At 33.4% G+C, this 14,956-nt stretch carries 14 protein-coding genes; 6 read left to right on the top strand and 8 right to left on the bottom strand.

The features are described from left to right. Positions 1-185 precede the first annotated feature (185 nt). The 4 genes from JHL15_RS09090 to JHL15_RS09075 form a co-directional block, all read right to left on the bottom strand. Positions 186-1,778: an efflux MFS transporter permease gene (locus JHL15_RS09090; protein WP_200245209.1), complete on the bottom strand. Its 1,593-nt coding sequence runs from the start codon at positions 1,776-1,778 to the stop codon at positions 186-188. A 95-nt stretch (positions 1,779-1,873) separates the two neighbouring features. Continuing rightward, entirely contained in the window at positions 1,874-2,989 is a 1,116-nt protein-coding gene (locus tag JHL15_RS09085) for an HlyD family secretion protein (RefSeq protein WP_200245208.1), read from the bottom strand. 24 nt (positions 2,990-3,013) lie between these two features. Next, positions 3,014-4,324, bottom strand: coding sequence for a TolC family protein (locus JHL15_RS09080; RefSeq protein ID WP_200245207.1), 1,311 nt, complete (start codon positions 4,322-4,324; stop codon positions 3,014-3,016). An 89-nt stretch (positions 4,325-4,413) separates the two neighbouring features. Then, entirely contained in the window at positions 4,414-5,259 is an 846-nt protein-coding gene (locus tag JHL15_RS09075) for a helix-turn-helix domain-containing protein (protein ID WP_200245206.1), read from the bottom strand. 71 nt (positions 5,260-5,330) lie between these two features. On the opposite strand from JHL15_RS09075, the gene JHL15_RS09070 reads away from it, so the two are divergent. Both JHL15_RS09070 and JHL15_RS09065 read left to right on the top strand, forming a co-directional pair. Then, on the top strand, positions 5,331-5,804 hold the full coding sequence (locus tag JHL15_RS09070) for an Mpo1 family 2-hydroxy fatty acid dioxygenase (protein WP_200245204.1): 474 nt from the start codon (positions 5,331-5,333) through the stop codon (positions 5,802-5,804). Positions 5,805-5,860: 56 nt separating this feature from the next. Then, positions 5,861-6,712, top strand: a complete 852-nt coding sequence (locus tag JHL15_RS09065; RefSeq protein ID WP_200245202.1) for a DUF4349 domain-containing protein — start codon at positions 5,861-5,863, stop codon at positions 6,710-6,712. A 96-nt stretch (positions 6,713-6,808) separates the two neighbouring features. Here JHL15_RS09065 and JHL15_RS09060 read toward each other — a convergent pair whose 3' ends face one another. From JHL15_RS09060 to dnaA, 4 genes are all read right to left on the bottom strand, one after another. After that, positions 6,809-7,507: an SAM-dependent methyltransferase gene (locus JHL15_RS09060; protein ID WP_200245200.1), complete on the bottom strand. Its 699-nt coding sequence runs from the start codon at positions 7,505-7,507 to the stop codon at positions 6,809-6,811. Positions 7,508-7,512: 5 nt separating this feature from the next. Continuing rightward, positions 7,513-8,013, bottom strand: a complete 501-nt coding sequence (locus JHL15_RS09055; protein WP_200245199.1) for a nuclear transport factor 2 family protein — start codon at positions 8,011-8,013, stop codon at positions 7,513-7,515. Position 8,014: 1 nt separating this feature from the next. Continuing rightward, positions 8,015-8,464, bottom strand: coding sequence for a low molecular weight protein-tyrosine-phosphatase (locus JHL15_RS09050; RefSeq protein ID WP_200245198.1), 450 nt, complete (start codon positions 8,462-8,464; stop codon positions 8,015-8,017). 99 nt (positions 8,465-8,563) lie between these two features. Then, positions 8,564-10,018, bottom strand: a complete 1,455-nt coding sequence (gene dnaA, locus JHL15_RS09045; protein ID WP_172277724.1) for a chromosomal replication initiator protein DnaA — start codon at positions 10,016-10,018, stop codon at positions 8,564-8,566. A gap of 137 nt (positions 10,019-10,155) precedes the next feature. Here dnaA and JHL15_RS09040 point away from each other — a divergent pair, with 137 nt between their 5' ends. The 4 genes from JHL15_RS09040 to JHL15_RS09025 all read left to right on the top strand — a co-directional run bounded on the left by JHL15_RS09040 (position 10,156) and on the right by JHL15_RS09025 (position 14,910). Beyond that, a complete protein-coding gene (locus tag JHL15_RS09040; protein WP_200245431.1) occupies positions 10,156-10,581 on the top strand; it encodes an acyl-CoA thioesterase in 426 nt (141 codons plus the stop codon). A gap of 71 nt (positions 10,582-10,652) precedes the next feature. Next, the gene (gene pheA / locus JHL15_RS09035; RefSeq protein WP_200245197.1) at positions 10,653-11,501 is read left to right on the top strand and encodes a prephenate dehydratase; all 849 of its coding nucleotides are present in this window, start codon (positions 10,653-10,655) and stop codon (positions 11,499-11,501) included. A gap of 348 nt (positions 11,502-11,849) precedes the next feature. Further along, positions 11,850-12,557 (top strand): hypothetical protein, encoded by a 708-nt coding sequence (locus tag JHL15_RS09030; RefSeq protein WP_200245196.1) that lies wholly within the window; start codon positions 11,850-11,852, stop codon positions 12,555-12,557. 232 nt (positions 12,558-12,789) lie between these two features. Then, positions 12,790-14,910, top strand: coding sequence for a DUF2339 domain-containing protein (locus JHL15_RS09025; RefSeq protein ID WP_234047725.1), 2,121 nt, complete (start codon positions 12,790-12,792; stop codon positions 14,908-14,910). Positions 14,911-14,956 lie beyond the last annotated feature (46 nt).

Here is a 14,956-nt window from a genome sequence, read left to right as displayed (position 1 = left end):
ATATATTCAATTAAGTAATGCAAATGTAAGTAATTATTATTTTTATTACGACTAAATAAAAATAATATTATTAAAATTCTTCATATTTATTTCATCAGCCTCCCTAAATACCATCGCCACCAATAAAACGTAAAACCCCAGCCTATAAAAAGTCCGGGGTTTTACTAGTGAAAAACAAGGTATCTTTACATAGCGGGCCCTGCCGCGTCTTTTATTTCTTCCAATAATTTTTTTCTTTCTCTCAACCTTCTTCGGGCAATGACTGATTTACCACTAAGCATTCTTATAAATCTTCCATATTGAAAGCGCTCTCTTCCAAAATGATGAGTTAAAACATATACCAATACTCCAAAGCCAATGACAACGATAAAGCCAAATATCTTTTTAGTTGCCACAATAATAGCATTGAGTTGAACCACTTTCATACTACCCGCTAATGTTTGCGGAGTTATCGTCATTCCATCCATATAAACTGCTAAATCTCCTATTGCAATGACCTGAAAGTGGTATTGAAACCATGAATACAGAGCCGAAAAAATACCAACAGCAAGGAAAGTTCTCCAAACCAATACCAATCCGATCGCTGCCAACATATCATCTAATTCCAATTTATCCAATGTATAAAACCAAACAGAAACAAATAATGAACACATCCCGTAGCCTTTTAAAAACATCGGAAGATACCAGCCTTCATAATTAAATTCCAGAACCATAGAAAAATACATGATAATCGCATATCCTATCATTGCGGAGAATCCTGAGAAGATGAACATTTTCAAAGGTTTTTCTTTTTTAAACCAGAAAATGGCAACAATTCCCGCTAATATGATCCCTGGAATCATCAATAGATTGAGTCTGGCATTGGTTAATTGATCATAACCCAAAACTCCTAAGGCAAAAGTATTTTGTAATGTGGTCGTTCCCAAAAACATCCCCAACCAAAAAAGCATAAACAAACCATTCTGTACATTATTCTTTTTAAATATGACGAAGGATAAGTAAGGTCTTTTTAATGTTAATTGACGAGTAGCCAACAGAGCAAAACTTATAAATGCAGCAATACTGGAATACATTATTTTTGATGAATTCCACCAGTCTTGCTGTTTTCCAAATGAATATACATAGGCAGAGAACATAAATGTTGAAATGAAAAGCAAAATACTCAACCAATCAATATAATGTAATGGAACTTTAAGTGCAAAGTATTTATCATGCATAAATACCCAGTGTAAAAGTGCCAAAATAAAACATAAAACCGCTACGATCACATAAAAATGCTGCCAATTATAAAAAGTAGAAACCTCCACAGCATAATAGCTCGCAACCTGGTTCATCATTAAAACAAAAGAATAAAATGCACCATAAAATATCCCCCTGTTTCCAATCATTGCCATTAATGGTAAAAATAATTCTATAGCTACCATCATTTTTAAAAATCCAATGATAAGAGAACTCGTTACCATAACCATAGGTTGTAAAGTCGTTGAATTGATATAACTCAATAGTCCCAATACAACTAAAATCAAAGTGATCTTATCACGAACTTTAAATCTCATCTTCATTCTTAGAACCACAGGCATACAAGCTCCCATTCCTATTGTTGTGGCATAATTTGCCCATAGAAAATATTCGGAAAGAGCACCTGTACCCCCAACAAGGTAACTAATGTTTCCTGTATAAACACCACCCAGCGGCATCACTACAGATAACAGTAATACCATTAGCAGCAACTGAACCGGCTTAGGTACCCAATCATGATATAGACCTTTGTTATACATTTTTTTTTGTTAGTTATTAATTAATAGTTGAAAGTTGAAAATGGAAAGCTGAAAGCTAGTATGAATTTAAATTTTCCACTTTCCACTTTCAATTTTCAATTCTTTGCGTCTATACTCACATTCATATTCATCCCCGCACTAAGTTTATCTATATCTTCTTTCTTATTAGAAGCCGTAAACTCGATTCTTACAGGGATCCTCTGTTGTACTTTAATAAAGTTACCCGTAGAATTATCAGTTGGAACACTTGAATATCTGGATCCGGTGGCTGCAGAAACGGCTTTGATGATTCCTTCGAATTTTTGTCCTCCTAAAGCATCTGCAGACATTGTGATTTTCTCTCCAATTTTAATATTCGGCATCTGACTTTCAAGAAAATTGGCAGTTACCCATTTCTGACCATTCAATACAATAGTTGCAACCTGTTGTCCTGGTTGTATCAATTGTCCTTCAGAGATTGTTCTTCTCCCCATAACTCCATCATAAGGAGCGGTTATAACTGTGTAAGAAAGATTGATTCTCGCCATATCCAAAGCTGATTTTGTTCTTTTGATTTCAGCGTCATTGATCCCTAATTTACTTTTAACTTCAGTTGTGGAAAGATTAGCTGATTGTTTTTGATTAACTAATGTTTCATAAGCCGCTTTTTGGGCATCATATTCTGTTTTTACCTGATCATATTGTTGTCTGGTCACAGCTTCAGAAGTCAAAAGATTTTTATACCGGTTTAAATTTTGTTCAGCATTCCACAATCTTGCTTTTGCACCTGCAATATTAGACTCCATTACATTGACATTATTGGAAACTGTATTTACGGATGAACTGGTAGCAGAACGTTGAGCCAGGGCATTCTGATAAGCAGCTTCCGCCTGTCCTAACTGTGTTATAATTTCATTCTTGTCAAGGATCACTAATGTATCCCCTTTTTTTACCTGTTGATGTTCTATAAATTTTATTTCTTTGATGTATGCAGAAACTCTCGTATTGATTGGGTTAATAAATTCCTCCACCTGAGCGGCTTCTGTATAGCTTTTATCACCAATATGAAAATACTCACGAACCAGCCAGAATAGTCCAAATCCTATCACCAGAAAAACAATAATATTAGAAATAATTGCTCTTATTTTATTTTTTCTAGATTCCTTTTTCTTAGCAACCACGCTTGATTCTGTGGGTGTTGTTTGTGTATTTTGTTCTTCCTTGTTTTCCATTATCTTGATTTTCAGTTTTAAGAATTAAAGTGTTCCTGTAGATTTCAAAAGATTATAATACTGATACAAAACATTGATTTCAGCATTTGCAAAGTCTAATTCAGATTGTAACTTTTGATTCTGAGCATCGATCATTTCTGCTTGTACAGCCAATTGGTTTAAGTATTTGGCTTCGGTGATCTTGTAGTTTTCTTCTGCCAATTGTTTAGCGTCATTAAGAATATCAGCCTGCTGAATGGACTCCTGGTATTTTACATAAGCAGCATTCACTCCCATATCTACATTTTGTTGAATTAAAGTCCTGGTATCATCTGCCTGTATTTTTTGTATTTCGCCAAATTTAATTTTTTCTTTGGTTTTATAAAGGTTATCAATATTATAACTTAAAGAAACACCTGTCTGCCAACCTCCGGAATACATATCCAAAACAGGGTTCCTTGTAGTAATAGGCCGCTGTAACATATAACCACCAAATCCTGATAATGTTGGGAGCTGATCTGTTTTTATAATTTCTATATTCTTAGCTGCCACATCAATACTGGTCTTTGCAGATTTTAATTGTGGATTACTGTTATGTGCCAGATCCATATAATAATCCATCCCGATACCTGCTTCTTTATCTGCAAGACTTTCAATAGGAACAATTTCAGTATTATTCGGTAATCCTAATGCAATACTCAAATTGTAATTGAGAATTTTTCTGTTATTTACTAAGGTTAAAATCCCCTGATCTAAATTTTTTATCGCCAGCTCACCACGGATCACTTCATTTCGGGTGACCATCCCCTGCTGATAGAATTTTTGAATGTTCTTCAAACGCTCCTGCGCTAGTTTTTTGTTATTCTGAAAAACTAATTCCTGATTAAGAATTTTATAGACATCCAGATAATTGGAAATAACCAATAGCTTAACATCCTGTTTATTCTTTTCTAAATCTAGTTCAGAAAGTTGTTCACGTAACCCAGCCAGTTCAATAGATTTGCTCACTAACCCTCCTTTGAAGATTAATTGAGTAGCCTGCACTGCGTAAGAACTCCCGTAATGAGGCATTTGAATAGTAGTGGAACTTGAAAAATCTTTATCGATTGCCACTGCATTCCCTAAATAAAACTGACTTGTGGAAGCCGTAATATTAGGCAGCTTTTGAAGTTTTGTAATATCTGTCTGTTGTTTAGCAATAGTAATATTGTGGGCAGAAACTTTTAGCTGCTGATGATTTTGAAGTGCCAGTTCGGCGACCTCATTCGCTGTCATCTGTCTGACCTCCTGCGAAAAAAACAGCGCAGGGAATATAGCTATCAGAAGTGATAGTGCTGTTTTTAAATGATGTATCATTTTACCTTGTTTTTACAAAGGCAAAGTTACGGTGGCCAAGCAATCAAACAAATGTTTGATTTTTGGAAAAAGATGTTCAAATGTAGGATTTAACCTTCAAATTGATTTCTATACTGACTGGGACTTAATTCCAAATGTTTCTTGAAAAAATGAGAAAACGAGTACTGATCACTAAATCCAAGAATACCTGCAATATCTGAAACAGTCCTTTTAGACGAGTTTAAAAGAACTTTAGCCTCATTCATAACAATCAATGCTATGATGTGGCTTGCGGACTTTCCTGTAACTGATTTTACGACTGATGAAAGATGTCTGGTTGTAATAGATTGCCGGGCGGCATAAAACTCAACCGTTCTATCTTTAAGATGATGGGCAGCGAGATCATTTAAAAATACAAAAACAATCTCTTCCTGCCTTGACATTTGCCCCATAGAATAACTGTCTTCCTTAGAAATAATTCCTGCCATCTGATAGCAAAAGATAGAAAACAAGTGTTCAACAATTTCTTTCTTATACATCATATCCGCTTCAAAATCTAATATATATTTAAGAAAATTGACACTTTTCCACACCATTTCCATTTCTTCCTCCTCAAAAGGCACCCCTTTATTCATTTGCTGTCTGAAATACCGGTACCCAATCAGGCGGTTAAACTTCAATGATAAAGCAGAAATAAACTCTCTTTTATAAGAAACCATTCGCGATTGAAAATCATCACTTACGGAAACCATCTCATAAACAGTTTGGGGATCGGTCACCATAAACATATTAGGAGTAAGCTCCAGATCACTAAAATGCTGACGGAGTTTTATCGTTCCGGTTTTCACAAAAATAAACGCCGGATTATCAGGACGAAATGGTTTTTCGGTCGAGATTCTCTCGAAAATATTATGTTGGGTGAAAATCTCAACTCCAAATTTTTCTAGGACAGACATATCGCAAAAGTATTCAATCTCTTGGCTGCATCCAAAATTTTATTAATTTAGTATAATCCAAATTCCATATTATGAGAAAGATAGACTTATTCTTCGCAGAATATTGTAAAAGTCACAAAAACAAAACCAACAAAATAATCCATTGGATTTGTGTTCCTCTGATCTTCTGGGCTATTTTAGGTTTTGTCTCTTTGATTCCATCGCCACACATGTGTTCTCCTTATTTTGGTTGTGTGAGTATAGTAAGTGTAATTGCCATCCTTCTGATTACTGTATTTTATTTGAGATTATCATTACTCATCAGCTTCATTATGCTCCTTATAATGATATTAATGGAAAAATCAGTCTATACTGTCAATATCCATTTTTGGAAAAACTCATGGATTATTTACCTTTCAATATTTGCCATCACATGGGTTTTAAGATTTCTGGGCCATAAAATAGAAGGCAAAAAACCATCTTTCATAAAGGATCTGCAGTTTCTTTTAATGGGACCTATCTGGCTTTTAACTTTTATTTTCAAAAAAACAGGAATAAGATATTAATCCCCTGATCTTTTAATTTAAGCATAGTTTTTGATAAGATTCATGAAAAAACATTCATGAAAAACTTAATTTTACTTTTAATATCCTTCACATTTATTCATTGCAGCAAATCCGATGGTATTGCTGAACAAAAAGTTAGCGCAGATCTTGTAGTATCAGATAAACTTGTCAATTTTTCCGAAAGCGAACCAGCTCCACCCCCACCACAAGAAGAGCCACAGCAGCGAACAACTAAAAGAATCGATACCATTTCTAAAAAAATTATTAAAAATGGAGATATGCGGATCCAGGTGGGAGATATTAAGAAATCCCAGGGTCAGGTGAACGAAATCTTAAAGAAAAACAATGCCTATATTCAGACTGAAGATTTCCGAAATTCCGATGCAGATGAAAATCTAAATCTTACTATCCGTGTCCCACATAAAAACTTTGATGCACTCATCAATTCCTTTTCAGATGGGATCGGTTCTGTTTTATCAAAAAATATATCATCAGAGGATGTAACAGAAGAATATACTGATGTTGCTATAAAACTTGCCAACAAGAAAATCTATCTTGAAAAGTATCGAGACTTGCTTAAAAGAGCGTCTAATACAAAAGATATGCTTGAAATTCAGGAGAAGATCCGCGGTCTTGAAGATGAAATAGACGTTGCTGAAGGCAAGCTTCGCTTTATCGATGACCGGGTAAATTACAGCACACTAAATTTAAGTTTATACAAAGAAAAAGTAAGAAGTTCTGCAACTTCAAAAATAGGTTTTGGAAGCAGGTTTGGGGATTCTCTTACCCAAGGTTGGAATAGCTTTATCAGTTTCATACTTGGAGTGATCTCTCTTTGGCCGTTTTTCTTAGCAATTCCGGTACTTATCTTCTTATGGAGAAAATGGAAAGGAAGAAGGAAAAAATAACATAAACCCGAATATGAATTTCATATTCGGGTTTTTATTGATGTAAAAACTATGCTTCGATTTGAGATTGCTTCGCCTTTCTGCTCGCAATGACGTTTATTTCCCAAGAACAAAAACAGCAGGAATCTTATGAAGTTCCGGTTTTTGTTTTTGCCAATCCTTGATCGTTTTTGTCTGAATAAACTCGTGTTCCGGATCGTTAATATTAGCAGCTATACAAAGCTTTGTACTGGGAGATAAGAACTTACACAAGTCTTCAAAAAGAGCATTATTTCTATACGGTGTTTCCATGAAAATTTGAGAATAACCTGTTTTCTGCACCAGACTTTCTAAGTGCAAAATCTGTCGTTTTTTCTCCCCTTTATCAATCGGAAGGTATCCATTAAATGAAAATTCCTGTCCATTAAATCCACTGGAAATTAATGCTAAAATTATTGATGAAGGCCCTGAAATAGGCACTACTCTTATATTTTTCTCATGACACCATTTCACTATTAAATTTCCCGGATCTGCAATACATGGTAATCCAGCTTCAGAAAGCAATCCAAAATCCTGACCTTTCAGCATCAGTTCCTGAGCCTCTTTGATATCTGCATTCTGGGTATATTTATCTAATAAAAACAGTTTAAGATCTGCCTGCTTTTTTTCAGGAGCAAAAAATTTAATGACCTTTCGGGCTGTCTTTTCATTCTCCACAAAAAAATAATCGGTTTGCATGATATAATCATTCATCACCGGTGAAAAGTGACTAATAGGTGTATTTTCTGATAAAAAAGCTGGAAGTAAAAAAAGCATTCTTTTTATTTTTGGGTTCTTTCTTTTAACGAAGGTTGAGCAAAATATTTAGTGAAATCCATTGAAAACGTAACAGAAGTAATTTTCCAGGCACCGTTAATTTTCATTAAGGTCCAGATTTCTTTCCCCCAATTACTCATTTTTCCATCATACCAGAAACTATAGTCGAAGTTCGCTGACGCTATTGATCCGTCTTCAATAATCTTAATATTATCGAACTTCTCCTCAGATTTATCATCCTTAAAGCCTTTGATGAAAGTCTTGTAATCATCTACAAAATGGCTATCTGCTTTAGGATTTTTTTCAAGACGTTTAACCTGTGTCCGATCAACATAAACTCCTGTCCACTGGACTGGATCTTGAAATAAGGAAAGATACTTGACCTCATCTCCTGTTTTAATGCAACTCATAAAATCGTCCATTACTTTTCGGATAGCAACCTCATCTTTACTTTGAGCAAAAAACAGGTTGGAGCTTATGAAAAATAGTAAAAATAAATATCTCATATCAAATTACAATTTGGTTACGAATGATATTGCATGCATTATCTAAAAGCTGATACACATCTTCAAAATCATTCATATCACCCCAATATGGATCAGGAACTTCAGCATTTTCGTGATTTCCTGCTGCTTCTAAAAATAGAAAAACTTTCTGCCTTTCTTCTTCACTGTGGGTTTTTGATACAACATCTCCATAGATATCGATATCCATACAATAAATGAGATCGAAGTTTTCAAAGTCTTTTCTGGTAATGGGTCTGGATCGCTGTTTTGAGATATCGATTCCATGGTTGGCAGCGGTTTTTATTGCTCTTTTATCAGGATGCTCTCCTTCGTGCATTGAAATAGTTCCCGCAGAATCTACAAAAAATCCGGAAGGAAGTTTTGTTTTCATAATTCCCTCCGCTAAAGGGCTTCTGCATATATTTCCTAAACATACCATCAATATTTTCATCCTAAAATCGTATCATTTTTTGAGTAATCCAACAAAATTAAATAAAAAAATGAAGAATAATTTCTATCCTTCATTTTCTTTATATCAAATTAAATTATTTTAATGTTTTATTCTCTCAGTAAGTTCTTTGACATACTTCTTAACTTCCTTGTCAATCTTTGAAACATCTTTTATCGTTTCACAAGCATACATTACTGTCGAGTGGTCTTTTCCTCCCATTTCCTCACCAATTTTCGTAAAAGTAGCATTGGTAAATTCCTTAGCAAAATACATGGCTAACTGTCTTGGAAGTGCAATTTCTCTTTTTCTTGTTTTAGAAAGCAATTGTTCTCTCTTAATCCCAAAATAATCACACACTATCTCCTGAATATAAGGGATATTGATTATTTTCTTCTGGTTGGCAGCAATCTTATTGATCGTATCTTTCAATAATTCCAGACTAAGATCAGATTTATAGATCGTGGAATAAGCAATTACTGAATTGATCACCCCAATAAGCTCTCTTACATTGGTTTTTGCCTCAGCAGCAAGGAAATCAAGCATATCTTCTGTTAAAACAATTCCATCTCTGCTTAATTTATCAACAATAATTTTTCTTCTGGTCTCTAAGTCAGGAGACTTGATCTCTGCAGAAAGTCCCCATTTGAAACGGGAAACAATTCTGTCCTGAATATCCATAATATCAACCGGAGCCTTATCAGAAGTAAGAATAATCTGTTTTCCATTTTGATGTAAATAATCAAAAATATGGAAGAAACTATCCTGAGTAGCTGATTTACCGGAAAGAAACTGAATATCATCTATAATTAAAACGTCTACCATTTGGTAAAAGTTAGCGAATTCAGTTTGTTTATGAGCTTTTGCAGCTGATATAAACTGTTGAATAAATTTTTCAGAAGATAAATAAAGAACCACTTTGTCTGGAAATTGGCTTTTAACTTCTAATCCTACCGCTTGTCCTAAGTGGGTTTTCCCTACTCCATATCCACCATATAAAAATAATGGATTAAAAGCAGTTGCTCCTGGTCTTTTTGCAATAGATCTTGCTACAGTTGCAGCAAATTTGTTGCTCTCTCCTTCTACATAATTATCAAAAGAAAAGTCTGACTTTAAATTGGAATCTATATTTACTTTCTTAATTCCAGGAACGACAAAAGGATTCACGATATTAGATGAAAAACCTTGAGGCATTGTTTCCTGAACTTTAGGAGTCGGAACACTTTTTCCTTTCATATTCATAGTAACAGGTTTTTCTAAACCGTTTGGTTTATTTTCCATTACTGAATACCATAATTTTACTCCTTTTCCTATATTTTTCTTCAGGGCAGCAGAAAGAAGAGACAAGTAATTATCCTCAATATATTCTTTGTAAAAATCACTCGGAACCATTAAAGTAAGATTGTTATCAACCAAAGAAATTGGTTGCACTTTGTCAAACAATAAGTCGAAAGATTTTTCAAGCTTTTTCAAATCAGAATTATCTTCAGCTGCGTTAAGATTATCACGCATAAACTGAAGGCACTTCTGCCATATCATCATTAAATTTTCATCCATATTTATGCCCTGATTAATTCTTTTGTTAGTACTGTGTTTAGAAGGAAGACAAAGGTCTAATTTTTTATTTTCAAAAAAAAATATTGCAGGTATTGATTATTTAAAAATATATTTGTATGTATAATTTAAGAGCAAAAATGATACACTCAATACACTCAATACGAGTACGTTACGCAGAAACAGACCCTATGAAATATGTATACTATGGTAACTATGCAACGTACTTTGAAATTGGCAGAGTTGAACTACTTCGAACCATAGGAATGCCATATGATGAAATTGAAAACCAAGGAATTTGGCTCCCTGTTTCTGACTATAAAATTAAGTATTTGAAGCCAGCTTTGTATGATCAAAAATTAGAAATTCATACATACCTAAAAAAGATACCAGGAGTAAGAATAGAATTTGAATATGAAATTTACAATGAAGAAGGTATAAAAATTACAGAAGCCTCCACCTCTCTATTCTTCTTAGACTCAAAAACCGGTAAGATTATAAAATGTCCGGATTATTTGCTCAAACTTATACACGAAAATTGGAAATCAGATGACAAATCCATATAATTACCTGTAGGATTTTTTTTACCATAAACAATTCCTTTCCTTTGCTAAACTTTTTTAATTATAAATGATATATGAAGATTGCATTTCTAGGTCCACATGCTAGTTTTACCCAACTCGCAACTACCCAACTTTTTCCCAATGAAGAACTTTTGCCTCAGGCTAATATTTTAGACTGCTTTGCTGCAGTTGAAAGAGGAGAAGTCGATAAGGCTGTTGTTCCTTTAGAAAATTCAATTGAGGGGACAGTCTCTATGACATTGGATTATTTATATAAAACACCTTCTATAAAAATTGAAGCGGAAGCTGTAATGCCTATAGCTCATCATTTAATGATCCACCCTGATAATAAGATCGAGGATGTAGAGAGAATTTACTCTCACCCACAAGCCTTGGCTCAGAGCTTTCATTTCCTGGATACTCATTATAAAAATATTCAAAGGCAGGATTTTTCTTCAACTGCCGCTGCCGCTAAGTTCGTATCTGAAAATCCAGATCAAAGAATAGCTGCTGTAGCCAATCAGTTTGCAGCCAATCTTTATGGATTAAAAATTACCAATCGTAATATTCAGGATTTCGAACAGAATCATACAAGATTCATTGTTATTTCTAAAGAAGGACATTTTTACAAAAATAAAAACCTTGAGGCCCTGGGTGAAAAATCCGGACTTCTCATTACACTTCCGGAAGATCATGCCGGAGGATTACATCAGGTGTTATCTGTTTTTGCTTGGCGAAAAATGAACTTGAGTAAAATAGAGTCAAGAACATTAAAAACAGGACTTGGCAATTATTTTTTCTTTATCAATGTGGCTGGAGAATGGAATCCTGTCTTACACCAAAATGCATTACAGGAATTAGAATCGATACATGCGAGTGTAGATTTCCTAGGAAATTATAAAGAATTTTTATTAGAGGCCTAAAAACATGGTTTGATAAAACACAAAATAACGCCATTATGATGCATAAATAGCATTGTTTTAAAATAAAGCTGTCATATTTCATGACAGCTTTATTTTTATGTTAACAAAAAATTATTCATTTAAAAGGGATTTATTTAATTTTTTTTATATATCTTTATTCTCAAAAAAAAATTTAGTATATTTACCTATAGTATAAATACGTAGCATTATATTAATTAATAATCGTAAATTGTTAAAATATTTTTAACAAATAATAGATTTATTTTAAATAATATTCATCTACAGGCATAATATTTGCTGTATTTTTACGAAACTAACTAAAACCATAACAATTTAAACTTTTATAACATGAAAACTAAAATTTCCATTCTAACTCTATCTTTGATAGCAACTCAGGCCTTTTCACAGGTAGGAATCAACACAACAACACCAGCAGCTACTTTAGACGTAAATGGGGACGTAAAAGTTAGAACAGTTCCAACAACAGCGACTACAACCGGATACAATGTCTTGATGTATAACTCAGCTACATCTGAAGTTGAGCAAGCAAACCCTGCATTATTAGCAACTGCAGGTGCTACGAATACTACTTTATATGCTGCTAAAAAAACAGCAGGGATCAGTTTATTAAGCTTAGGTCTATTTCCAAGTGGATTTAGAGCTGTTAACTTTTTAAACGCAGAAAGAACAATAGGTAGTGCTGCATTATTTTCAGATACTGATAACACGTATACAATTCCATCAGACGGAGTTTATGCTATAGGATTTACATTCCGTTATGGTACTGGACTACAGGCTTCTATTTTGGCTAACTCTCCTGGTGTAGGGATCGTAAGAACAAGAGCTGGGGTAGCTACAACGATTGATAGCCGTGCTTTTAGCGGTGCTAACTTAATTCTATTAAGCTTAACCATTTCAGAATCTAGTATAAGTTCAATATATTCTGCACAGGCTGGAGACAAAATTTCATTCGGACTTGTAGGATCTTCTCTTCTAGATGTAGGATTATTAGGATCAAGTGTTGCTTCATTCTATATTTACAAGGTATCTAACTAAGATATTTATTTAATTTAATCACTATACACCGTTAATCCATCATATTTCCATATGATGGATTAATTGTTTAAGACCTAGGGTAAGTGACTATACCAAACATTTAATTATATTTGATCAAGCAAATGAAACTATGCCTGAAAATCTCCTGATTATTCTGTTAATTTTTTTGATTGTATTTATTTACAACAACTTAAACAATAAAATACGAAAGCTTGAAAATAAAATTTCAGACTTGCAAAAAAATTCCGCAGAACCTCTAACAACATCAAAACCTAAAGACGAACCTGAAGTAACAACCGAGGTATTGCCTTCATCTGAAATTCATCAGGAAAAACAAGCAGCTTTTATCAAAGAAGAAACTCCTTTAATACATCAAACAGATTGGCTTAATCCAATTTTCTCTTTTTTGAAACAAAATATTTTAGCGGTAATAGGAATTTTCACTTTGGTTCTGGGAATTGGTTACTTCGTCAAGTACGCTATTGATAAAAACTGGATTGGTGAAACAGCCCGAGCAGCGATTGGATTTTCTATTGGTTCTCTCATCATTATTGTAGGTCATTTTCTAAGGAAAAACTATACTGTTTTTTCGTCCATCATTCTGGGAGGTGGAATAGCCATTCTATATTTCACCACAACGATTGCGTTTCGGGAGTATCATCTATTTGCTCAAAACACAGCTTTTATAATTACTTGTTGTATAACCTTATTATCCATTATACTTTCTTATTATTATAAAAGTGAAATACTTATTATCTTTTCTCTATTCGGCGGATTCCTCGCTCCACTGATAATAAGTACAGGACAGAGTAATTATTTATTCCTATTTACTTATATCTCTGTCTTGAATATCGGAATGTTTATCATCACTTTTTTGAAGCAATGGAAAAGTGTAGGCGGAATTGCATTCTTTTTCACTCACCTATATTTGTTATACTGGACAGCTGAGAAACCGGAAATACTAAGTATATATTTCTATCTTATTAATTATGTCATCTTCTATGCATTTGCATTGCTCAATTATATCAAGAAAAATACCCTCTCCCCTTTTGACACATTATTATTAGTACTTATTAATTTTTTCAGTACATTAAGCTTAATTTACATTTTCAATAAACTGGGATACGAACCTGTTATTATATTTCCGCTTGTTTTTGCAGCCATTAACAGTTATCTGCTTTTTAAAGAATATCAGAAGAAAGACTTTGGAAGTAACTATTCTATTTTTGCGGGAATTACTATAAGCCTGATTACAATTGCCATAGCATTACAGTTTAAGACTCATTTAATCACCAGCATATGGGCTATTGAAGCCACACTTCTGCTTTTTATCTGGAAGAAAACAAAACTCAATATTTTTAAAATATTCTTTTACATCCTATTCCCATTAGTGATCATAGCACAAATGAGCACATGGTCACAATACTTTAACACAAAAGAGCTCACCGTGATTTTAAATCCTGTGTTTTTAACGAGCTTTATAACAATTATCACAACACTCGTTAATTTATTCCTACTTAAAAAACTGCCAGAGCAAAATACCTCTGAAAACAATTTCTTTGAAATCATTTTCAGAATAGTAAGCTATGCTATTATTTATTTTGCTTTGTTGTTTGAACTGACATATCAAATTTCCGAAAGGCCATTTGCGATAGTCCTTAGTTCAGGGCTCTTATTTAGCCTGTATTACATTTTTGTTTTATTGTTATTGAATAAGAAACTGGAAATAGGTAAAGACTTTGAAAAAGGACTAATTTATATTTTCCTTTTACTCATTCTAATTTATATTTCATTCAGTGCATCAGAACTTATTGATTCAATTCTTTTAAAAGAAGTTTCGATTGCCTTTTATGCCATTTACTTACTGTATCTTATTCCTTTCATCTATATATATTGGAGAATATTACCTACACAGAATGCAGGACAAGTCAAGTTTTTATATTGGCCAGCTGCTTTTGTACTGGTTTCTGTGATTAGCTGTGAACTTTATCATCTATATATTTTAGGAAATGCAGAAAACATATCTATGCTTTATAAACTGCAAAAGCACTTCAGTATCTTGTATCTCCCAATTATCTGGGCCATTCTTGCAAGTATTTTTATTTATGCAGGATTAAAAAAAGACAATACGGAGTTTAGTAAAATCGGTTTTATCCTTATCGGGATAGTAATTGTAAAACTATACGCATATGATGTATGGCAAATGGATAATATTTCACGAATCACAGCATTCATCTTATTAGGTGTTATACTATTGTTAAGTTCATTCATGTTCCAGCGATTGAAAAACATGATTAAAAATCTGGTTGATAAAAAGGACGAGATGAATGAAAATGAAAATTTTAAATCTTAATAAAACGTATTATTTATGTATAATATGTAATTTATCATAAAATCCT

The sequence above is a fragment of the Chryseobacterium paridis genome, from assembly GCF_016595215.1.
Taxonomy (GTDB): Bacteria; Bacteroidota; Bacteroidia; order Flavobacteriales; family Weeksellaceae; genus Chryseobacterium; species Chryseobacterium paridis.
The sequence above is the reverse complement of the archived record's forward strand: the minus strand, read 5'-3'. Positions and strand labels throughout refer to the sequence as shown.